Consider the following 22,468-nt stretch of genomic DNA (forward strand, 5'->3'; position numbering starts at 1 on the left):
CGCTGCCGCCCGCCCAGCCCGGCTTCGAAGAAACATCGGCACCCGATGGGTGGTGTGGCTCGGCGGCCTGACGCTGGCGCTCGGCGGCTTCTTCATGGTGCGCTATTCGATCGAGGCCGGCCTGCTCGGACCCGGCGTGCGTACCATGCTCGGCGGCCTGTTCGCGCTGGCGCTGCTCGGCGCCGGCGAATGGACGCGGCGCAAGGAAAGCATTTCCACGATCGCACCGCTGCCGATCGCCAATATCCCGGCGATCCTCACCGCCGCCGGAACGGCTGTGGCATTCGCGACGGTCTATGCGGCCTACGCGCTCTACGACTTCCTTGCGCCGGCGACCGCCTTCGTGCTGCTCGGACTGGTCGCGCTCGGCACGCTCGCCGCTGCGCTGCTGCACGGACCGGCGCTGGCCGGTCTCGGCGTCGTCGGCGCCTTCGCCACACCGATCCTCGTCTCATCCGAAAAGCCGGATTTCTGGGCGCTCTACATCTATCTTGCGATCGTCACCGCGGCGTCGTTCGGCCTCGCGCGCATCCGGCGTGGCGCTGGCTTGCCGTTACCACGGTCGTGTTCGCGCTGCTCTGGACCTTCCCCTGTCTGCAATGCGGGCCGTCGATGATCGGACCGCACGCCTTTCATGTCATCGCCGGATTCATCCTCGCGGCGCTATTGGTCGTCTGCGGCTTCATGTTCGGACCGGAAGCGGAGGGCGAAGAGGTCGAGCCGATCTCATCGGGCTCGCTGATCGCCTATCTGTTCGGCGCGCTGCTGATCGTGCTGAACAGCTTTCACGCCGATCCCGCGATGATCACCTTCGGCCTCCTGGTCGCCGGCAGCCTCCTCGTCGCCTGGCGGGCGCCGGCGGCCACTGCGGCGATTGGCGCCGCCGCGCTGTTCGTGTTCGTCGTCTTCGCCGAATGGGCGGTGCGCGGCAATCCGGACATGCTGGTGCTCCCAGGCGGTCCCCTGCCCGGCATCGGGCCGAGCGCCACAGATGGCTCGGTCTCGCTGCATCTGACCGCGGCGGCGATCTTCGCAGGCATGTTCGGCGTGACCGGCTTCCTCGCGCAACACCGCTTCACCTCGGCCGCGACCACCATGCAGTGGGCGGCGGCCGCCACCTTCACGCCGCTGGCGCTGCTGGTCGCGCTCTACGCCCGGATCGCGCAGCTCGACCGCTCGATTCCGTTCGCAATTCTCGCGGTATTGCTCGCCGCGGCCTTCGCCGCTGCAACCGAATACCTCAGCAGGCGCGAGGACCGGCCCGGGCACTCCGCCTCGATCGCGCTGTTTGCGACCGGCACGCTCGCCGCGCTGGCGCTCGCGCTCACATTCGCGCTGGAGAAGGGCTGGCTCACGATCGCGCTGGCGCTGGTGTCGCTCGGCACCGCCTGGATTTCGCTGCAGCGGCCGATCGCCTTCCTGCGCACGCTGGCCGCGATCCTCGCCGGCATCGTGGTGCTGCGCATCGGCTACGAGCCGCGGATCGTCGGCGATGCCGTCGGCACCACGCCGATCTTCAACTGGCTGTTGTGGGGCTACGGCATTCCCGCGGCCTCGTTCTGGGCAGCCAGCGTCTTCCTGCGCCGCAACGGCGACGATCCGCCGCTCCGCGCGGTGGAGTCGGCCGCGATCCTGTTCACGGTCCTGCTCGCCTTCATGGAGATCCGCCACGCGGTCAATCAGGGCGACGTCTACCGCAACAGCGCCGGCCTCACCGAGGTCGCGCTGCAGGTCTGCACGGCGCTTGCAATGGCGATCGGGCTGGAGCGCCTGCGCATCCGCACGGCCAGCATCGTGCACAATATCGGCGCGGTGCTGCTGACGGTATTCGCGGGTCTTGCCGCCGTCTTCGGCCTGATGCTGCTGGAGACACCGATCCTGTGGCCGATCAATGTCGGCGGCAGCTTCATCAACCTGCTCCTGCTCCTGCTCGGCTATGCCCTGCCCGCGGTGCTGGCGCTGCTGTTGTCCTATGCGGTGGCGGGACGGCGCCCGGCCGCCTACGGCAACACGCTCGCGGCCGGCGCGCTGATCCTCGCGCTGACCTATGTCAGCTTTGAAATCCGCCGGCTCTACCACGGCCCGGTGCTGTCACATGGCCCGACCACGGGCGCGGAGCAATACACCTATTCGATCGCCTGGCTGGCGTTCGGCGTCGTGCTGCTCGGGATCGGCATCGTCGTTGGCTCGCAGCGCGCGCGGATGGCCTCGGCCGCCGTCATCGCGCTGACCATCGTGAAGGCGTTCGTGATCGACATGTCGCAGCTCACGGGCGTCTACCGCGCGCTGTCCTTCATGTGCCTCGGCGTGGTGCTGGTCGCGATCGGCTGGTTCTACCAGCGCATCCTGTTCCGGCGACAGGCGGCGCCGCCGCCGGTCGCTGGCGTAGGCTGAGCTTGGCGAAGCCTGCGCCAGCGCGTAGATAGGCGGCATGGCCAGACCGCGCAGTTTCGACCCCGACGAAGTGCTCGACCTCGCGCGCGACGTGTTCTGGCTGAAGGGTTTTCAGGGCACGTCGCTCGACGACATCACCGCAGCGACAGGCCTCACCAAGCCGAGCCTCTACGCCGCCTTCGGCGACAAGAACGCGCTGTTCCTGAAGGTGCTCGACCGCTACCACGCCTATATCGTCGGGAAAGCCGAGCGCATCATCAATGACGGCCCCTCCGCGCGCGAGGCCATCCGGCGCTGGCTGACCGGCTTCGTACCTCGTTGTTCCGGCGTGAAGGGCAGTCGCGGCTGCCTCTCCGTCAACACCTCCGTCGACGGCGTGACCGAGCAGGAGGTGCGGAAGCGGATCCAGGCCTTCAACCGCAAGCTCGAGCAGTTGCTGCGCGACCGCCTGCGCGCCGACCGCGCCCAGTTCGCCGACGACTTCGATCCCGATGCGGTCGCGCATACGATCATGGCGATCTATCAGGGGCTCATGGTGCTGGCAAAGGACGCGCCCGAAGCGGCGCGCGTCCGCGCCACGTTCGACCAGGCGATGAAGCTGCTTTCTTGACAGCGCCTCCTCGTTATATACTATACAGTATATAATTCGGAGGCACTGCCATGAAGGCGATCCAGATCGAGGCGTTCGGCAACCCGGCCGAGGTCATGAAACTCGTCGACATTCCCGATGTCGGCGCCCCCGGCGACGGCGAAGTCGTGATCGCGCTGGAGGCTTCGCCCATCAACATGAGCGACCTCCTGATGATCTCGGGCCGCTATGGCTACCGGCCAAAACTGCCGAGCATCGTGGGAACGGAGGGTGTCGGCCGCGTCGTGGCGGTCGGTCGTGGCGTCACGCATCTGAGGCAAGGCGACCGCGCGCTCATCCCCTATCCTTCGCCGGCCTGGGCGGAGCGGATCAAGGCGGATGCCAGCAAGTTACGGGCGCTCCCCGACGGCAATCCGCTGCAATTGGCGATGCTCGGCATCAATCCCGCAACAGCTTACCTGCTGCTGACCGATTTCGTCACCTTGGCTCCCGGCGCCTGGCTGATTCAGAACGCGGCCAATTCCGGCGTCGGCCGCGCCGTGATCGGGATCGCGAAGTCGCTTGGATTGAAGACGGTCAATCTCGTCAGGCGCGAGGAAGTCGTGGCCGATCTCAAGGCGAGCGGCGGCGACGTCGTGCTGGTCGATGGACCCGATCTCAACAAGCGCGTCGCCGCCGAGACCGGCGGCGCGCCGATCGCGCTCGCCATCGATGGCGTCGCCGATACCGCGACCATGAACCTGATCACGTGCCTGGCGCCGAAGGGCGTGCTGGTGTTCTACAGCGCAATCAGCGGCAAGCCCTTCGTCGGACCGGCGCAGCCCTTCATCTTCCGCGACATCGCAATGCGCGGCTTCTGGCTCGCCAACTGGTTCAACAGCGCCACCGCCGAGCACATCAGCGCGATGTATGAACACCTCGCGCCGCTGGTGGCCTCGGGGGTAATCAGCGCGCCGGTCGAAGGCACCTACCGTTTTTCGCAAATCCCGGAAGCGGTGGCGGTGGCGCAGAAGAATCGTGGCAAGGCGTTGTTCACGCCGGACTGAGCGACAGCCGGCCGGGACAAATCGGCAGGTTCTCATCACGCCCGGGCGCGCCTGACATCACGTCCCTGTGACGCGACCTTGGGCCCGACGAAGTATCGCGTCGGCTCACGCCATTGGCACTGGACCCGGGCAGACATTTTCTAGACATAGTGTGCGCTTCAAAGAGCTATATTGCGGCGACCAACTATTTTAACGAGGGGAGCGTTTTGCACCGAGACATTGCGGGAGTGCTCGCGCGGCTGGCGAGCTTGGTGATCATCTGCGCAACACTTGCGATCCAGCCTGCGGCAGCGCAGACGATGGCCGCGACATGTCCGTCGCAGGCGGGCGCGCGAGGAACGCAGATCCTGCTCTGCCGCGACGGCCTGATCATCGTCGCCGAGGACGGCGCAAGGTTCACGCTGCAAGGCCACGATGGCAGCGCCACGGCAGTCGATCTGCAGAGCAAGGCACTCCTGCTCGACGCACCCAAGCAGCCCGGCAAGAATCGTTTTCGCGTCAACACGCCACAAGCGATCGCCGCCGTGCGTGGGACCAAGTGGGCGGTCGATGTGCAGGAGGCGAGGACATCGGTGCTCGTGCTGCAGGGCCGGGTCGCGGTGCGCCGGCCACGCGGCGGAAACCAGGTGGTGCTTGGTCCGGGCGAAGGCGTTGACGTCGATCCAGGAAACGAGCCGCTGGCAGTCAAGCGCTGGGGTCAGGCGCGGGTCGATGCGCTGCTCGCGCGCCTCGGACAATGACCCTTGGTGAGCGGCCGGATCCCTCAAACACCAATCGCGCTTCTGCTCTCATTCGTCTGGGCGGCTGCGCTGGGAATAGGCTACTGGAACGGCGACGTTCAATTCCTCGATCGCGCCGAAGGCGCGCTGACCGACCTGCGCCTGCTGGCACGCGGTGAGCGCGCGGCACCCGATCTCGTCACGATCGTTGCCATCGACGATGAGACGGTCGCCAAGCGCGGCGGCTATCCGCTGCCGCGCGCCGATCTTGCCGCGATCATCGAGAAGATTGCGAGTTACGAGCCGCGCGCGATCGCGGTCGACCTCTTGCTGCTCGACCAGGGCAAGGACGGCGGCGATGCCGCGCTCGCACAAGCGCTCGGAAAACGCCCCTCCGCCATTGCCGCTGCCGCCGTGTTTCCCGATGCGATCCAGATCCTGGAGGCGGACGACCAGAGCGCGCTCGCGCGCCTGCCGCGGGCGGAGAAATTCCTGCGCCCGCTTCCTGCGTTCGCGGAACATGCTGTTGTCGGCGTGGTCAACCTGACCACCGACAAATCGGGCACGCCGCGCGGCATTCCTTTGCTGGTCCGCACCAGTGACAAAGTCGAGCTGGCGTTTCCGCTGCGCGTCGCGGCACTGGCCGCAGGCCAGGATCCGGTGATCGAGGCGGACAGCTTTCGCCTCGCGGGTCGGAACATCGCGACCGACCTCGATCATGTGCTCCCGCTCGCCTATTACGGCCCGCGCGGCACGGTACCGACGGTGAGTGCCGCATCGGTGCTCGACGGCGAGGTCGCGCGAGCGGCCATCCGCGACCGCATCGTCGTCATCGGTGTGACAGTGACGGGCGGCGGCGATGTGTTTCCGACGCCGTTCGATCCCGTGATGCCGGGTGTCGAGATCGTCGCGACCGCGATCGATCACCTGATGACCGGCGGCGGCATCCTGCGCGATCGTTCGACGCGCCTCGCTGACGCGATCCTTGCGGTGGCGCTGACGCTCGCAGTGGTCGGCCTGTTGGCGTGGCGGCGCAGCGCGGCCGGCCTGCTCTCGATCGCGGCGCTGATGGCGATCTGGGCTGTCGCCAATTACGTCGCATTCTCGCGCGGCATCTGGCTCAGCGCGGCATTGCCGATTGCGGCCGCCGCACCGCCGGCGATCCTGTTCGGCTCGATCCAGCTTTGGCTCAATCGGCGGCAGGCGCAATATTTCGCGATGAAGAGCGACCTGTTGCAGCAATTCCAGGCGCCGGCGCTCAACAAATGGCTGACCGGCAATCCGGCGTTCCTGCTCGAGCCGCGGCACCAGGATGCGGCGATCATCTTCATCGACCTCTCGGGCTTCACGGCATTGAGCGAGACGCTCGATATCGACGCGGGGCTTGCGCTGCTGAAGGATTTTCACACCCTCGTCGATGACGAGGTCGAGGCGCACAGCGGGATCATCACGAGCTTCCTCGGCGACGGCGCCATGATCCTGTTCGGCCTGCCGGAAGCTGCCGAGGATGATGCGCGCAAGGCCGCGCACTGCGCGGTCACGCTCTGCCATCGCGTTGCGCAATGGATCAATTCTTTGCCGGGAACGATGGCGCCGCGGATCGGCTTCAAGGTGGGCGCGCATTACGGCCCGATCGTCGCCTCGCGGCTCGGCGGCAGCTATCAGCACATCACCGCGACCGGAGATACCGTGAACGTGGCCAGCCGCCTGATGGAGGTTGCGGCCAAGCATGGCGCGGCACTCGCGCTCAGCGATGACCTTTTGCAACGAGCCGGCCCCGCCTCCGCATTGTTCGAGAGCGGCACGCTCACCGGCCCGAGCGAGACGCTCATCCGCGGACGCACCCGTCCGCTCACCGTCTGGCTATGGCGCAACGATTCGCGCGGCAGTTCTAATCCATCGACTCCGCGATCAGGCGGATTCTGAACACGGGCTTCTTGCTCTCGTCGATGAGCTCCATCTGCCACTCGGCGTCCTGCTTGAGACTGCGTGCGATGCTGCCGAGAAGATTGCCGCTGACCTTGGTCATCTCGGCCCATGCGGCCTCACGGCTTTCGAATTCCGACCCCTGATCGGACGCGCCCGCGAAGCGACCATGACTGATCCTGAAGAAATATTGCGGCATGTGGAACTCAGTTGTTGCGCCCACCCCCGGCCGTCCTGGTGGAGATTAGGAGATTAGACGCTACCAAGCCATGAATTCGCGAGCCCGTATCACTACGGGTCTTCGCCGCCACGTTGTCGCCTCGATCAAACGAAGTCGGTGGGACCGATGATTCCAGCTAATCGGTCGAACGGCGCAATTCCGCCGCGCCTTCCGGTTGCGCCGGTTCGGGCTTCACCGGCTCGAGCCTGGTGCGCTCGACAGGCGGCGTCTCGACGCGCGCGGACACTTCGGCGCGGGAGGCGTCGGCCGAGCGGGTCGTCTGGGAGGGGCGCAGCGAACGCGGCCGCGCCACCGCGCGCGCCAACAGCATCTGCTGTCCGCCCTGGTGGCGGAAGTCGCAATAGGCAAAGCCCATGCCCGAGACTGAGCCGCGGAACGAGCGATCGTCGCGCTTGTCGAGGTTGAAGCAGGGCTCGAACGGAAGGCCTTTCAGCGAGGCACAGACGGCCTGACCGCGAACCTGCAGCGTATTGCCCGGCAACCTGACATGGCGAATCGGGCCGGAGCCGGAGAACTGGATCGAGCCGGCGGCGCCCATGTCGTCGAGGATGCGACCCGCGCCGCGGGTGCCGTCAAAGCAGGTGAAGGCGAATACCTTGCCGGCGACAAATCGCCTGGCCTCTTCGGCGCTCATCGATCCCGCCAACGCAGGCGCGGCCATCGCGCCGGCCACGACCGTCCCCAATACCAGACGCGCAAGCATGAGCCACTCCACTTACCCAGCGCGGGCACACCGCCTTTACCCGCTGCTTACCATACCAACCAAGGCAACATTGGAGCAGCTTGGTTGGTAAATTCTGAACGCCGTCAGACTATTTTTACCACGATCCGGCCGCGGACCTCGCCCGCGAGAATTTTCGGGCCATAAGCGATGGCCTCGTCCAGGCCGATTTCGTGAGTGATATCAGCTAGTTTTGCCTTATCCAAATCGCTGGCGAGGCGGCTCCAGGCTCGCTTGCGACGTTCGATCGGGCACATCACCGAATCGATGCCGATAAGGCACACTCCACGCAAAATGAACGGAGCGACCGAGGAAGGCAGGTCCATGCCGGCGGCAAGCCCGCACGCCGTGACGGCGCCGCCATACTTGGTCATCGAGAGCATGTTGGCGAGCGTGGTCGAGCCGACGCTGTCGACGCCGCCGGCCCAGCGCTCCTTCGCGAGCGGCTTGACCGGGCCGGTCAATTCGCTGCGGTCGATCACCTCGGCGGCGCCGAGGCCCTTGAGGTAGGCTGCCTCCGCTTGCCGCCCGGTGGAGGCGATTACGTGATAGCCGAGCTTGGACAGCACGGCTGTCGCGACCGAGCCGACCCCGCCAGCGGCCCCCGTCACCACGATCGGGCCGCTCTTGGGCGTCACCCCGTGGTCCTCCAGCGCCAGTACCGAGAGCATCGCGGTATAGCCGGCGGTACCGATCGCCATCGCATCGCGCGCCGAGATCCCGTCGGGCAGACGCACCAGCCAGTCGCCCTTGACGCGCGCCTTCTCGGCATAGGCGCCGAGATGGGTCTCGCCCATGCCCCAGCCGTTGCAGACGACCTTGTCGCCTGCCTTCCAGTCGGGATGCGAGGACTGCTCGACGGTGCCGGCGAAATCGATGCCGGCGATCATCGGGAAGCGCCGCACCACCGGCGCCTTGCCGGTCAGCGCCAGGCCGTCCTTGTAGTTCAGCGTCGACCATTCGACGCGGACGGTGACGTCGCCATCCATCAATTCCGCGTCGTCGAATTGCGTGAGCGCGGCGGTCGTACCCTTGTCCGCCTTGTCGATCCTGATCGCCTTGAACGTCGCCACGATGGATCCTCCCGTACTCGCGTTGATCTAGTCCCGCGTCATGGCCGGGCTTGACCCGGCCATCACGTGCTTGGGTGTCGCTCGACTTTAAAGACGTGGATGCCCGGGACAAGCCCAGGCATGACGACGAATTTGTGCGGGATGCTGTTTATCGCATCAGGCCGGCTGCGCAACCGGGCGCGACACTGGGGCCTCCACGATCGGCAGGTTGATCAGCGCCGACAGCACGCCGAACAGGATCGAGAGCCACCAGATCGGCGTATAGGAACCATACTGCTCGAACACGATGCCGCCGAGCCAGACGCCCAGGAACCCGCCGACCTGGTGGCTGACGAAGGCGAAGCCATAGAGCGTGGCGAACCAGCGCGTGCCGAACATCAGCGCCACCAGCGCCGAGGTCGGCGGCACCGTCGACAGCCAGGTCAAGCCAGAGACCGCGCCGAAGGCGACCGCGGAGAACGTCGTGATCGGGAACGAGATGAAGGCAACGGTCGCCAGCGCGCGGGTGAGGTAGATCACCGACAGGATGTAGCGCTTGGGGAAGAAGTTCTGCAGCCAGCCGACGCCGAGCGAGCCCATGATGTTGAACAGGCCGATCGCCGCGATCACCCAGCCGCCGGTCGAGGTCGGAATGCCGCGATCGACGAGATAGGCCGGCAGGTGCACGGTGATGAAAGCGAGCTGGAAGCCGCAGGTGAAGAAGCCGAGCACCAGCAGCACATAGGAGCGATGGCCGAACGCTTCCGCCAGCGCCGTCTTGAACGACTGCTGGTCGGCGGCCGGCACGTTGGTCGTTTCCGCCCGCGGCGTCGCGATCGCAAGCGACAGCGGCACGATCAAGAGCATCAGCGCGGCGAACACGGTCAGCGCGGCCTGCCAGCCGAAATTATCGATCATCGCCACGCCGAAGGGCGCGAACAGGAACTGGCCGAACGAACCTGCGGCGGTGCCGGCGCCGAGTGCGAGGCCGCGCTTTTCCGGCGGCAGCAATTTGCTGAAGGCCGACAGCACCAGATTGAACGAGGAGCCGGACAGGCCGAAACCGATCAGCACGCCGGCGCCGATGTCGAGCGACAGCGGCGTTGCCGAATAACGCATCATGTAAAGGCCGCCGGCATAGAGCAGCGCGCCCACGATCATTACGCGCACGATGCCGAAGCGGTCGGCGATCGCGCCGGCGATCGGCTGGCCCAGTCCCCACAATAGGTTCTGCAGCGCCAGCGCGAGACCGAAGACGTCGCGGCCCCAGGCGAATTCGCGGCTCATCGGCTGCACGAAGAAGCCGAGCGCCGAGCGTGGCCCAAAGCTGAGCAGCGCGATCGCGCAGCCGCAGATGATGATGATCAGCGGCGTGCGCCAGCTATCGAGACCGGAGGAAGGCCGAAGGTCGCCGGTGGTCACAGCCATCAATTCCCCCTGCATGCTACATCATGGGCGGTCCCACCCGCCGGACGAAAGGTTACAGGGAGTTAATGCATTTGCATGAAAACCCCAAGGGGGCCGGAGAGAAAAATTTCAACGCAGGGCAGCCCTGCAGAATGATGGGAACACTCTGCCGTCGTCGCGGCGAACGCCGGGACCCATAGCCACAGGGAGGTGTTGTGGCGCGAGCAAGTGGTTGCAGCGGAGCACACGGCAAAGGCCTGTGGTTATGGGTCCTCGCTTTCGCGAGGACGACGAGAGAGCTACCGCTTCGCGCTGGCCTGCTCGGCGGAGCTTTGCGCGGCCTCGGCGAGCTCTGCCGAGATCTCCGCGGTCTCGGCCGGGTTTCCCCAGCTCGGCGCGTCGCTGCCATTGCCCCAGGCGCGCGGGCGATGGAAGGTGTGGACGCCGAACTTGTACGTCTTCTTCATTTCGCTGACCCAGGACGGGCGCACCCAATAGGCGTGATAGTGCGTCGACTTGTCGACCTCGGGCAGCCAGAGCCGGCCATCCAGCATCGCCTTGGCGATCTTCCGCGCGCGGTCCCACATATCAGGCTCGCGGATCACGTCGCGGACGTTGTCGCAGGCGAAGGTGAACTGGCAGGCGAAGTGGCGATACTTGTTCTGGTAGACCACGCCACAGACGTTCGTCGGATATTTGCCGGAGAAGGCGCGGTTCAACACCACCTGCGCCACCGCGATCTGGCCACGCACCGCCTCGCCCCTCGCTTCGAAATAGACGGCTTCGGCAAGGCACTTTTCCGACTTGGCGCGCGACTTCTCGTCGAACAGGCCGAGCCGCTCGGCCGGCGTCTTGGCGTGCTGGTCGTCGGCATTGACCTCGCCCTTCGGCGCAATGCTCTCACCCATGTCGCCGGCGCGCACCGGGCCGTCGGCATCGACGGGCAGCGAGGCCATCGCCTTCATGTCCGGATCGGGCGAGGCATCGGGCGCGACGATCGTCGGCTCCTCGCCCGGCTGCCAGCGCTCCATGGTCTCGGGCGTTCCGAGCGACGAGCCGAAGAACAGGTTTGAGGTCTTGAACGCGAACGCATCGCGCGCCGGAGGCGCCGTCTCGGGAGCGGCCGTCGGTGACGCCGGCTGCGACGGCGCATATTGCGGCAATGGCGGCGCGTTCAGCGCGTCCTGCAATTCCGGATCGAGCGGCACATGTGCGGCGGGTGCGCGCGCAGCGGTCTTCATGCCCCTGACCGAAGAGTTCGAGGTCGAGGGATCTTCGCTTGCAGGCGCGGACTCGCTGGGCGCAGCTTCAGCCGGCGGCGCGACGGCGAGACGATCGCCCTTCAGCGTGCGATCGACCGTGGGGAAATCGGAGGCGGCGTAGCGCGGCGGCTGCGCGACGATCGGGTTGCGGGTGATGGAACCGGTGAGGTCGCCGCCCTGGCTGTCGAGCCGCGCCAGCCGATAGGTGGCAACTTGCGGCGAGGACGTCCCGATCGGTCGGCCGAAACTGTAGGCGGCGACGTGGATCGTGCCCATGGCGGAGAACATGCGCTTCTGCCAGCGCTCGGCGACCCCGGGCTGGCGGGCAAGCAGTGACGCGATGTCCTGATATCCGATCTCGGTCGGCATCAATGCGAAGATGCTAAGACCGAGTCCGAAGAGCGCGAACCGTGCGCCCTTCGGATGGTTACGCAACACTAACATCGATACGCTCACGCAACGCTTACAACGACCGAACGCAGTCCATCCGTGCCATTCGACCAAATTTGTTGGTATCGAATTTAGGTTGCCGCGGGGTTAATCGGCGTGGCTTGTCCGCTACACACAAGAGATCGCACAGATTTTGCGCGACGCATCGAATGCCTTGGTAAATGCCTCGCGGATGAAAGTGGTAAATATGAGGTCAACGAACGTGGTGAAGAAAGTCTTCACCGCGTGAAGAGCTCGGGACGTGTCAGCGGCTCTATCCGTTGTCATTGCGAGCGGAGCGAAGCAATCCATCTCTCGCCGAGTGGCGGCATGGATCGCTTCGCTCCGCTCGCAACGACGTGGGGTGGGCTCTGATTCAATTGTCCAGCAGCCTGATCGGATCACGCTCTAGCCTTCGTGCAGGAGCGCCTGCAGGCGCCGGGCAAGGTCCGCGACATGGAAGGGTTTCTCGATGATCGGAAATTCGTCCACGGCGTGGTGCCGTTCCAATGCATCTCCGGCATAACCGGAGGTGAGCAGGATCTTGATGTCCTTGCACAGCCGTCTCGCTTCGCGCGCCAGCTCGATGCCGTTCATGCCGCTCGGCATCACGATGTCGCTGAACAGGAGCGCGAAGTGCTCGTCGCTCCTCAACATCTTCAGGGCCTCAAGTCCGTTGCGGGCACAGACAACTTCGTAGCCGAACGAGCTCAACATCGCCGAGGTGACCTCGAGCAGATCCTCATTGTCGTCGACGACGAGGATCCGCTCCGAACCTCCCGGTATGGCTCGTGCCTTCCGTTCTTGCACCGGCGCCTCCGGCGCCTTGTCGGCCTTGGGCAGGTAGAGTGCGACCGTAGTCCCTGCTCCCGGCGTGCTTTCCACAGTGACGTGCCCGCCGGACTGTCGAACGAAGCCATAGACCATGCTGAGGCCAAGCCCGGTCCCCTTGCCGACTTCCTTGGTCGTGAAGAAGGGCTCGAAGATCCTGTCGCGCACTTCGGGCGGCATCCCGCAGCCGGAATCCTTGACGGCCAGCCTCACATAAGGTCCTGCCTGACACTCGGCCACGGCCCCCTGCTCGAGTTCGACATTCCGCGTCTCGATCTCGAGCACGCCGCCGTCCGGCATCGCATCGCGCCCATTGAGCGCAAGGTTGAGAAGAGCGGTCTCCAGCGATGAAGGATCGACATGGCACAGCCACAATTGCTCGTCGGTCCGCAGCCTGACCTCGCAGCCTCCCCCGACCGCTTGCTGGATCAGGCCCTGGAATTCGGCAATGAGCTGATTCGCGTTGACGAGTTTTGGATTCAGTATCTGCCGCCGCGAGAAGGCGAGAAGCTGCGACGTCAGCTTCTCCCCTCGCTGGGTGGCGCGACGCGCCGCCGCGGCGTATTGCCGGACCTTGCCGATGTCGGCGGCATCCTCGATGAGGTCGAGGCTGTTCGAGACCACCGTGAGCAGGTTATTGAAGTCGTGCGCGATCCCCCCGGTGAGCTGACCGACCGACTCCATCTTTTGGCTCTGGTGGAATTGCTCCTCGATCAGCCGGCGCGCCTCCACCGCATGCTTGTGATCGGTGATGTCGCGGAGAAAGATCGCGAGACCCTGGCTGGAGGGAAACGCATTGACCGCGTACCAGACCTGTCGACGCGTACAGAACACTTCGAGGAATGCCGGCCGCTGCGTTGATGTCACCTCCAGGATCTGGTTGGTGATATCGAGGTCATCGGCGTCTGGAAATGCCTCCGACAACGTCAGGCCCCTGACATCCTGCCCCTCCGCAAGGTCTGTCCAGGCGGGTCCGTTGAGATAGGTGAGGCGCCAGTCCTGATCGATGATCAGCACGCTGTCGGTGGTGCTCTCGAAGATCATCGTGATCCGGGCCGCGGCTTCCTCCGCTTTCTTCCTCGCGTCGGACAATTCCTGCTCGCGGTGTTCCAGCGCATCGGCCATGGTGTTGAATGCATCGGCGACCCGCGCGATTTCGGAAGTGCCATGGATGTCGACCCGCCGGGTAAAATCGCCGAGCCGCCATCGGTTGGCGGCGTCGACCAATTGCCCAAGCGGACGACGGATGAACCGCCGGGCGCCCAACGATGTCAGGATCAGCACCAGCGCGGTACTCAGGATGATCAGGAAGACGCCGCGCTGCGTGCCGTGCTGGATTGCGGTGAATGCCTGGTCCTTGTCCAGGCCGAAGCTGATGAGAAGGCCTCCGGAACTGTCCGGCAGGGCTGCATAGCCGACGATCCGCTCCACGCCGTCGAGCTCCGTGGTGTCGGCCGCACCGGATTTCTCAAGGTGTGGTTCATGCCCTTCGCTCAGGGTCCGCCCGACAAAGCGCGCGTTGTCGGGATAGCGGGCAAGGTACCTCCCGTTGCGGTCCATGATTCCGAGCGCAGCTCCCGCCGGCGCGCCCTTTCGCGCAATGTAGTCGGCGAGCCAATCCAGGCTGAGGGTTGCGATGATGGCACCCCCCATCTGCCCGTCCTGCTCGTAGAAAGGCAATGCAAACTGAATGGCCTTTCGACCGGATGACAGGCCCAGCGAGAACTCGCCGACGGAGAATGCGCCGGTTTTCCGCAAGTTGGCGAAATAGGCCCGGCCCGAGACATCGACCGGCTTGCGATTATTGTCGGGGGTGCAGAACGTGATGCCGTTCAAATCGGTGACGACAACGGTGAGGAAAGCCGGGAATCGCTGCTTGATAGCGCCCATATATGCATTGCATGACTCGCCGTCCTTCGCCTTGATCGACGGAAGCTCCGACAGCGTGATCAGGACCTGATGAATTCCCTGAACGATCTGCCGTTGCTCCGCGGCGGCAAGTTCAGCCAGATTGAGCGCCTGGTTCTGCACCTCGATCTGGCGCGCGCGACGCAGGTCGAATTCATTATACGCTTGGATCGCTATTGCCGGCAGCAGAGCAACAGCCACCAGCACAAGCAGCCGTGATAGAAGGGTCACTTCCCATCACGCCCCAATCCTGACGCTCGCCCGCCATCGCGCCGTCGCTGCGCTGATCTCAATTGAATACGCAAAAACAATCTGAAGCATCCCATACCAAACCTCACTCTACTGGCACAGGATTGTGAGCGCGGGTTACAGTTCGATTTCAGCACGCGGAAAGTTGGGTTACGCCTGTAACGCGTCTTTCCTTGCCCGCGCGCTCGCAGGACCATCGGTTACACGTTGCAAGAAAAAAGAAATGGCCGGGAAATCCCCGGCCATTTCGAATTAGCTGCAGCGGGCGCTAAGCGTCACGCCTGGCTCGCGATCGCCTTGCCGAGCGCGGCTTGGGCTGCGGCCAGCCGCGCGATCGGCACGCGGTAGGGCGAGCACGAGACATAGTCGAGCCCGACCTCGTGGCAGAACGCGACCGAGGCGGGATCGCCGCCATGCTCGCCGCAGATGCCGACCTTCAAGTTGGGCCGCGTCTTGCGGCCGCGCTCCACACCGATCCTGACCAGCTCGCCGACGCCGTCGCGATCGACCGAGATGAAGGGATCGATCTCGAGGATACCCTTGGCGATGTAGGTGCCGAGGAAGCTCGCGGCGTCGTCGCGGCTGATGCCGTAGGTGGTCTGGGTCAGGTCGTTGGTGCCGAAGGAGAAGAACTCGGCGGTCTCGGCGACCTTGCCGGCCATCAGGCAGGCGCGCGGCAGCTCGATCATGGTGCCGACCTGGTAGGTCAGCTTGGCGCCGGTCTCCTTCGTCACCGCATGCGCGGTGGCGTCGATCCGCGCCTTCACCAGGTCGAACTCGGCCTTGGTGGCGATCAGCGGCACCATCACCTCGAGCCCGACAGCCTTGCCGGTGCGCTTGCCGGCTTCGACCGCCGCCTCGAAGATCGCGCGCGCCTGCATTTCGGCGATCTCAGGATAGGCGATCGCAAGACGGCAGCCACGGAAGCCGAGCATCGGGTTGAACTCGGCGAGTTCGCGGGCGCGATCGGCGAGCCGGCGCGGATCGGTGTTCATCGCGCGCGCGACTTCCTCGATCTCGGCCTGGGTGTGCGGCAGGAACTCGTGCAGCGGCGGATCGAGCAGGCGGATCGTGACGGGGAGGCCCTTCATGATCTCGAACAGCTCGACGAAGTCGGCGCGCTGCATCGGCAACAGCTTCGACAGCGCGGCGCGGCGCGATTGCTCGTCTTCCGACAGGATCATCTCGCGCACCGTGCGGATGCGCGTCTCCTCGAAGAACATGTGCTCGGTGCGGCAGAGGCCGATGCCCTCGGCACCGAACTTCACCGCAGTGCGCGCATCGTCGGGGGTATCGCCGTTGACGCGGACGCCCAGCCGGCGCACGCTGTCGGCCCAGCCCATCAGCGTGCCGAACTCGCCGGACAGCTCCGGCTCGATCATCGGCATGCGCCCGGCCAGCACCTGGCCGATGCCGCCATCGATGGTGATGACGTCGCCTGCCTTGAAGGTGCGCGAGCCGACGCTCATCGTGCCGCGGCCGTAATCGACGCGGATGGCGCCGCAGCCGGAGACGCAGGGCTTGCCCATGCCGCGCGCGACCACCGCGGCATGCGAGGTCATGCCGCCGCGGGTGGTCAGGATGCCCTCGGCCGCGTGCATGCCGTGGATGTCTTCCGGGCTGGTCTCGACACGGACGAGAATGACCTTGCGGCCGTCAGCCTGCAGCTTGGCCGCTTCGTCGGAGGAAAACACGATCTCGCCGGAAGCCGCACCCGGCGAGGCCGGCAGGCCGGTGCAGATGATATCGCGCTTCGCCGCCGGATCGATGGTCGGGTGCAGCAATTGATCGAGCGAGGCCGGATCGATCCGCGTCACCGCATCTTGTTTCGAGATCAGGCCCTCATTGGCGAGCTCGACGGCGATGCGCAGCGCCGCCTTCGCGGTGCGCTTGCCGCCGCGGGTCTGCAGCATCCACAGCTTGCCCTGCTCGACCGTGAACTCCATGTCCTGCATGTCGCGGTAGTGCTTTTCCAGCAGCGTGTAGATCCGCGTCAGCTCCTTGAACGCGTCGGGCATCGCGGTTTCCATCGACGGCTTGTCGGAGCCGCTCTCCTGACGCGCGTACTCGGTGATGTCCTGCGGCGTGCGGATGCCGGCCACGACGTCCTCGCCCTGCGCGTTGATCAGGAATTCGCCGTAGAGCTTGCTCTCGCCGGTCGAGGGATTGCGGGTGAAGGCGACGCCGGTCGCCGACGTCTCGCCCATATTGCCGAACACCATCGCCTGCACGTTGACGGCAGTGCCCCAGGTCGCCGGAATGTCGTGCAGCTTGCGGTAGGTGACCGCGCGCGCGTTCATCCACGAGGAGAACACCGCGCCGATCGCGCCCCAGAGCTGATCGTGCGGATCCTGCGGGAACGGATGGCCAGTCTCGCGCTCGACCGCTTCCTTGTATTTGCCGACCAGCTCGACCCAGTCGTCACCGGTCAGGTCGGTGTCCAGCGAATAGCCCTGGCTGTCCTTGAAGGCGTCGAGGATGTCTTCGAAGTGATGGTGCTCAAAGCCGAGCACCACGTCCGAATACATCGTGATGAAGCGGCGGTAGCTGTCATAGGCAAAGCGGCGGTCGCCCGAGAGATCGGCCAGCGCCTCCACGGTCTGGTCGTTCAGCCCCAGGTTGAGCACGGTGTCCATCATGCCCGGCATCGAGGCGCGGGCGCCGGAGCGGACCGAGACCAGGAGCGGGTTCTTGGCGTCGCCGAAGATCTTGCCGGTCAGCTTGCCGACATAGTCGAGCGCCTTCTCAACCTGCGCCTTCAGCTCTTTTGGATAGGTCTTCTCGTGCTCGTAGAAATAAGTGCAGACCGAGGTCGGGATCGTGAAGCCGGGCGGCACCGGCAGGCCCAGATTGGCCATCTCGGCGAGGTTGGCGCCCTTGCCGCCGAGCAGATCGCGCATCTCGGCTTTGCCCTCGGCCTTGCCGTCGCCGAAGGTGAAGACCCATTTGTTGGGCTTGATCGCCGCCACGGCCGGCTTTGACGCCGGCGCTTTCGTCACGGACTTCGCCACCGGCTTGGCGGGGGCCTTAGCAGCAGCCTTGACAGGAGTCTTAACAGGAGCAGCCTTAACAGGAGTCTTGGCGGGAGCCTTGACCGGAGCCTTCGCCGCCACCTTTGGCGCGCTCTTCTTCAGCGCCTTTCGCGCCGCCGGAGCGGCCTTGCGGGCCGGGGCGGATGGCTTTGATTTCGCTGCGCTTTTCTCTGCTGCTTTCTTGGACTTGGCAACGGCTTTGGCCATGGCTTTCAACAATCCGGAGTGAGGGGCAAGAAGATGGGCGCCTTACACCACTTTGGTGTGTCGGGCGCAAGCTGCGAACGGGCTTTCGATCCTACAAATGCAGCCAGCGCAAAAGCCCCATGCCGACCAAGCCCACGAAGATCAGGTAGATCGCAACGATGAAGTTCAGCAGCCGCGGCATGACCAGGATCAGAATGCCTGCGATCAGGGCCACGATGGCAGGGACATGCGCAGCGGTGATGACCATTTGAGGAAGCTCCAGCAGATTTGTTCGGGAAGGAAATCGAATCGAGGCGGGTATTGTACTGGCATCGCGTTTTCGAGCGAAGTGTTACCGGTTTCGCATGAAGGAAACGCGTCAGACCGAGAATCGGCCCCGCCCGCCACCACGGCCCAATATTTGAGACGTTCGACGGTTCAATCGGTTCCGCTATCCACGAAAATTGCTCAAAATTGCCGCGGATATGGCCGCGCTTTTTGCGGAACATCGGCGCGCGCGATGCATTGGCCCCACATTGTGCATCGGCAAAAAGCCGGCACTCGCGGCGTCTCAAATGAGACCCCGCCTCAAAGCAAAATCGTCGCGAAGGAGTGAGCCATGCGAAACCGATTCCTTGCCGTTGCAGCGATGGCGTGCGCGATCAGTGCACCGGTCGCGGCGCAGGCGCAAGGCAGCGTCACCACCGGCGTTGTCGGCGGCAATACCGTTGTGGTCGAAGAAGGTGGCGGGATCACGGTCGATCAGCGGCCGGCGTTCCGCGAATATATCGTCCGCGAGCGCGTGCCGAACTACACGATTTCCGATCGCGTTGTGGTCGGCACCGTGCTGCCGGAAACCGGCGTGACCTATTACGACGTGCCGCAGCGCTTCGGCGGAACCCCGTTCCGCTACACCGTCGTGAACGGCGAGACCGTGCTGGTCGAGCCGCGCTCGCGTCGCATCGTTCAGGTGATCGACTAGTGACGAGCTAGCCTTGGACGTAAGCGAGTAGTCCGGGCGCCGCGCAAGCGGATGTGTGCGACAGCGACCGGACCCAAGAGCCCCGCCTGGCGCTCCCCTCCAGGCGGGGCTTTGCTTTGTGCCTAGAGCGTTTTCGAGCGAAGTGGACACCGGTTCGCGTGAAGAAAACGCGTCAAAACAAGAGTCTAGCTAGAGCTTCGGTTCTGATTCAATCAGAACTGAAGCTCTAGCGATCACGATCGCAGCATCGAGAGCAGCGTCGAGGTCGATTTGTAGTTCTTGATCGCGGCATCCTGGAATTCGGGCGTCCAGTTCGCCGCCATCCGCTCTTCGGAGCTCATCGAGGAATAGGCTTTCAGGATGCCGAGGCTGAGCTGGCGCGGATCGCCGGTTGACTGGCTCTGCTTCAGCGCATCGAGCACGGAGGCGCGCGTCCGCGCACTCAATTCCTGCTTGGCGGCATAGATCTCCTCGCCGGAGAAGCGATTGTCCTTGTTCAGGGTGATCGCCGACAGCGAGCGATTGTCGAGCGAGGACAGATCAGCCAATTGTCCGGTCTTGCGCTTGGGGTCATAGACCAGTTCCTTGCCGTTGCTCGCCGCCTCGCTCTTCTGGCGGTCGAGAAACCCGCGCACGTCGCTGGCGATATCGCCGAAGTTGCGGCTCTGGCCCGTCGCGGGGCTGGCCGTGTCAGCGAGCGCGGCCGCGATCGGATCGCCGGCAATTCCCGTTGGCGCCACCGTCGGGTCGGTCTGCGTCGCCTGATAGCCCTTGAACACTGCGGCGCGCTGGGCAGCCCAGGTCGCCGTCGCCTTCTCTTCCGGGCTTGCGCCGTCGAGATAATCCAGCGCCGCCTTGTAGCTGACATTGTAGTCGCCGGTCAGGCGCGTGGTCGCCAGCGACGGCGCCAGCGCGGCATCGAAGCGCTGCTTCAACGCGCTGGCCGCCACCGCCTGTTCGTCGGGGCTGAACTTGCCGCCATTGTTGGTCGAAATCGCAAACAGCGAGCGGCGATCCAGGCTCGAGAGATCGATCGTGGTCTTGCCATCGACCAGCGGTCCCTTCACGCCGGCTGCCGTATAGAGCCGGTCGAGCGTCGCGCGCGCGTCGTTCGTGACCGTCGTGAAGTCGAGCGGCGATGCTTTTGCGAGCTGCGCGCGGGCCGCTTCCGACAGGGTGAGGTTGGTCGTGCTGTTGGACGCGAGTGGATCATTGTTCGCGCTGTCATTGGACAGCGTCGATGCCAGCGACGGCGTCGCCGCCGCCCGCGCATAGGCCGAACCATATTGGGCGTAAGGATTGAGCGCCGTGCCGATGGAGGTCATCGGGAAATTCCTGCATTTGCGCGCGGGCGATTTCTTAAGAAACCGTTCACCCGTCGCGACCTTCGCAGGACGTGGTTAATGAGGGGTAAATGTTGCGGGATATTTCTGGCGCCCCACGCCGTCATTCCGGGCGTCCGAAGGACGAGCCCGGAATCCATCGGGCGGCAGGGTACGCGGCGAAATGGATTCCGGGCTCGCGCTTCGCGCGCCCCGGAATGACGGCGTCAAACTCAATCCTGGATCTTGGAGAAGTCCGCCACCGCCCGCGTTGCCGCGCGAATTTCATTCAGCAGCTTCAGCCGGTTCTCGCGCACCTTCGGGTCGTCGTCATTGACCTTGACCTTGTCGAAGAACGCATCCACTGCCGGCCGCAGCGTCGCCATCACACTCATCGCGCCAGCGAAGTCCTCAGCCGCCACCGCAGCACTCGCCTCGCGCTTGACCTGATCGATTGCCTTCGCCAGCGCCTTCTCTTCGTCCTGCCGATAGAGCGACGGATCGGGCGCGCCGTCGAACATGCGCTTGTCCCTCTTCTCCTCGATCGCAAGAATGTTGCCCGCGCGCTTGGTGCCCGCAAGCAGGTTCTTGCCGTCGTCGCTGTCGAGGAATTTGCCGAGCGCCTCGACGCGGCGGACCACGACCAGGAGATCGTCCTGCCCGCCGAGCGAGAACACGGCATCGACGAGATCGTGCCGCGCACCCTGGTCGCGAAGCTGGACTTTGAGACGGTCGGCGAAGAAGACCAATAGTGACGGCGCGATAGCAATCGGACTCTCAGCGGCCTTTACAGCGTCACTCTCAAGCAACGTGGCGACGAAGGTCGTGATCGTCTTGATTAGACTAGTACGAATATTGTTCTCGAGGATAAGCCGTATCACCCCCAGCGCCGCGCGCCTCAGCGCATACGGGTCCTTGCTCCCCGTCGGCTTCTCGTCGATCGCCCAGAATCCGACCAGCGTATCGATCTTGTCCGCCAGCGCGACCGCCACGCTCACCGGATCGGTCGGCACGCGATCCGCAGGCCCCTGCGGCTTGTAATGCTCCTCGCTCGCGGCAGCGACGGACGCATCCTCGCCCTGCGCCAGCGCGTAGTACTTGCCCATCAAGCCCTGCAGCTCGGGGAATTCGCCGACGACCTCCGTCAGCAAATCCGCCTTCGCCAGATGCGCGGCACGTTTCGTCTTCTCGACATCGGCGCCGACCAGCGGCGCGACCTCCGCGGCCAATCGCTCGATCCGCTTGATGCGCTCGCCCTGCTTGCCCAGCTTCTCGTGGAACACGATCTGGTCGAACTTCGGCAGCCGGTCCTCGAGCTTCGTCTTCAGGTCCGTCTCGTAGAAGAACTTCGCATCCGAGAGCCGCGCGCGGATCACGCGCTCGTTGCCGGCGACGATGGCATTGCCGCCGTCGGTGGCCTCGATATTGGCAGTCAGGATGAACTTGTTGGTGAGCTTTCCAGTCTTGGGATCGCTGACCACGAAGCATTTCTGGTTGTTGCGGATGGTGGCGCGGATCACCTCGTCCGGGATCGACAAAAATTCCTGATCGAACGAGCCCATCAGCGCGACCGGCCATTCGACCAGGCCCGCGACCTCATCCAGCAGCCCCTGGTCCTCGACCAGTTCAAAATTCTGCGCCTGCGCCAGCGTCTTTGCATCCGCCAGGATCATGTCCTTGCGCGCCTGCGGGTCGAGCACGACCTTGGCCGCTTTCAGCTTGGCCTCGTAGTCGTCAAAATGGCGCACGGAGATCGCTGCGGGCGCCATGAAGCGATGGCCGAACGTCGTCTGCCCCGCCTCGATGCTGTCGACCGAGAACGGCACGACATCCGGCTCTTCGGTCTCGGGGCCGAAGGTGGCCGTAATGGCGTGCAGCGGGCGCACCCAGGTCAGCGCGCCGGGCCTTGCCGAACGCTCGCCCCAGCGCATCGATTTCGGCCAGGGGAAAGTTCTGACGATGACAGGCAGGATCTCGGCGAGCACGTCGAGCGCGGGCCGGCCCGGCTTCTCGATCAACGCGATGTAGAAATCGCCCTTCTTATCGGGCTGGATTTTTGCATCGTCGATCGAGGCAAGGCCCGTGGCTTTCAAGAATCCCTGGATCGCGGGCTCGGGGCCGCCGACGCGGGGGGCCGCGGCGCTCTTCCTTCAGATCGGGCTGCCGCGCCGG

15 protein-coding genes and 2 pseudogenes are annotated in these 22,468 nt (G+C 64.9%); 7 read left to right on the top strand and 10 right to left on the bottom strand.

Annotated features, from left to right (window positions below):
• The 5 genes and pseudogenes from CWO89_RS19735 to CWO89_RS19755 all read left to right on the top strand — a co-directional run.
• Nucleotides 1–2,394 (top strand): annotated as a pseudogene (locus CWO89_RS19735) (DUF2339 domain-containing protein); the annotation flags it as partial.
• A gap of 37 nt (nt 2,395–2,431) precedes the next feature.
• Nucleotides 2,432–3,004, top strand: a complete 573-nt coding sequence (locus CWO89_RS19740; protein WP_130580413.1) for a TetR/AcrR family transcriptional regulator — start codon at nt 2,432–2,434, stop codon at nt 3,002–3,004.
• Between the two features lie 50 nt (nt 3,005–3,054).
• The gene (locus CWO89_RS19745) at nt 3,055–4,029 is read left to right on the top strand and encodes a zinc-dependent alcohol dehydrogenase family protein (RefSeq protein ID WP_130580414.1); all 975 of its coding nucleotides are present in this window, start codon (nt 3,055–3,057) and stop codon (nt 4,027–4,029) included.
• Between the two features lie 206 nt (nt 4,030–4,235).
• Nucleotides 4,236–4,769: a FecR domain-containing protein gene (locus CWO89_RS19750; RefSeq protein WP_463702469.1), complete on the top strand. Its 534-nt coding sequence runs from the start codon at nt 4,236–4,238 to the stop codon at nt 4,767–4,769.
• A gap of 6 nt (nt 4,770–4,775) precedes the next feature.
• Nucleotides 4,776–6,674, top strand: a complete 1,899-nt coding sequence (locus CWO89_RS19755) for a CHASE2 domain-containing protein (protein WP_245476403.1) — start codon at nt 4,776–4,778, stop codon at nt 6,672–6,674.
• Here CWO89_RS19755 and CWO89_RS19760 read toward each other — a convergent pair.
• From CWO89_RS19760 to ppdK, 7 genes are all read right to left on the bottom strand, one after another.
• A complete protein-coding gene (locus CWO89_RS19760; RefSeq protein WP_130580425.1) occupies nt 6,640–6,873 on the bottom strand; it encodes a DUF6894 family protein in 234 nt (77 codons plus the stop codon). The two genes, CWO89_RS19755 and CWO89_RS19760, sit on opposite strands and share 35 nt — an antisense overlap.
• Nucleotides 6,874–7,030: 157 nt before the next feature.
• Complete coding sequence (locus tag CWO89_RS19765) at nt 7,031–7,618, bottom strand: hypothetical protein (RefSeq protein ID WP_130580416.1); 588 nt, start codon at nt 7,616–7,618, stop codon at nt 7,031–7,033.
• Between the two features lie 104 nt (nt 7,619–7,722).
• Nucleotides 7,723–8,709, bottom strand: a complete 987-nt coding sequence (gene acuI, locus CWO89_RS19770) for an acrylyl-CoA reductase (NADPH) (protein ID WP_130580417.1) — start codon at nt 8,707–8,709, stop codon at nt 7,723–7,725.
• 156 nt (nt 8,710–8,865) lie between these two features.
• Nucleotides 8,866–10,116 (bottom strand): MFS transporter, encoded by a 1,251-nt coding sequence (locus CWO89_RS19775; protein ID WP_130580418.1) that lies wholly within the window; start codon nt 10,114–10,116, stop codon nt 8,866–8,868.
• Between the two features lie 278 nt (nt 10,117–10,394).
• Nucleotides 10,395–11,801: a cell wall hydrolase gene (locus tag CWO89_RS19780; RefSeq protein WP_130580419.1), complete on the bottom strand. Its 1,407-nt coding sequence runs from the start codon at nt 11,799–11,801 to the stop codon at nt 10,395–10,397.
• A 393-nt stretch (nt 11,802–12,194) separates the two neighbouring features.
• Nucleotides 12,195–14,756, bottom strand: coding sequence for an ATP-binding protein (locus CWO89_RS19785; RefSeq protein ID WP_130580420.1), 2,562 nt, complete (start codon nt 14,754–14,756; stop codon nt 12,195–12,197).
• A 293-nt stretch (nt 14,757–15,049) separates the two neighbouring features.
• Nucleotides 15,050–17,773: a pyruvate, phosphate dikinase gene (gene ppdK, locus CWO89_RS19790; protein WP_245476404.1), complete on the bottom strand. Its 2,724-nt coding sequence runs from the start codon at nt 17,771–17,773 to the stop codon at nt 15,050–15,052.
• 91 nt (nt 17,774–17,864) lie between these two features.
• Here ppdK and CWO89_RS47955 point away from each other — a divergent pair, with 91 nt between their 5' ends.
• Nucleotides 17,865–18,035 carry a hypothetical protein gene (locus CWO89_RS47955; protein WP_245476405.1) on the top strand — a complete coding sequence of 57 codons (171 nt, stop codon included), beginning with the start codon at nt 17,865–17,867 and terminating at the stop codon, nt 18,033–18,035.
• Nucleotides 18,036–18,104: 69 nt separating this feature from the next.
• Here the strand turns inward: CWO89_RS47955 and CWO89_RS19795 are convergent, their stop codons facing one another.
• Nucleotides 18,105–18,260: a DUF3096 domain-containing protein gene (locus tag CWO89_RS19795; protein WP_080663951.1), complete on the bottom strand. Its 156-nt coding sequence runs from the start codon at nt 18,258–18,260 to the stop codon at nt 18,105–18,107.
• A 351-nt stretch (nt 18,261–18,611) separates the two neighbouring features.
• On the opposite strand from CWO89_RS19795, the gene CWO89_RS19800 reads away from it, so the two are divergent.
• On the top strand, nt 18,612–18,974 hold the full coding sequence (locus CWO89_RS19800) for a DUF1236 domain-containing protein (protein WP_130580422.1): 363 nt from the start codon (nt 18,612–18,614) through the stop codon (nt 18,972–18,974).
• Nucleotides 18,975–19,207: 233 nt separating this feature from the next.
• On the opposite strand, the gene CWO89_RS19805 is transcribed toward CWO89_RS19800, so the two are convergent.
• Together CWO89_RS19805 and glyS are read right to left on the bottom strand one after the other, a co-directional pair.
• A complete protein-coding gene (locus CWO89_RS19805) occupies nt 19,208–20,299 on the bottom strand; it encodes a hypothetical protein (RefSeq protein WP_130580423.1) in 1,092 nt (363 codons plus the stop codon).
• 230 nt (nt 20,300–20,529) lie between these two features.
• Nucleotides 20,530–22,468, bottom strand: a pseudogene (glyS, locus tag CWO89_RS19810) (glycine--tRNA ligase subunit beta); the annotation flags it as partial.

Origin of the sequence: Bradyrhizobium sp. Leo170, from assembly GCF_004296405.1 — a bacterium.
Classification (GTDB): Bacteria; Pseudomonadota; Alphaproteobacteria; order Rhizobiales; family Xanthobacteraceae; genus Bradyrhizobium.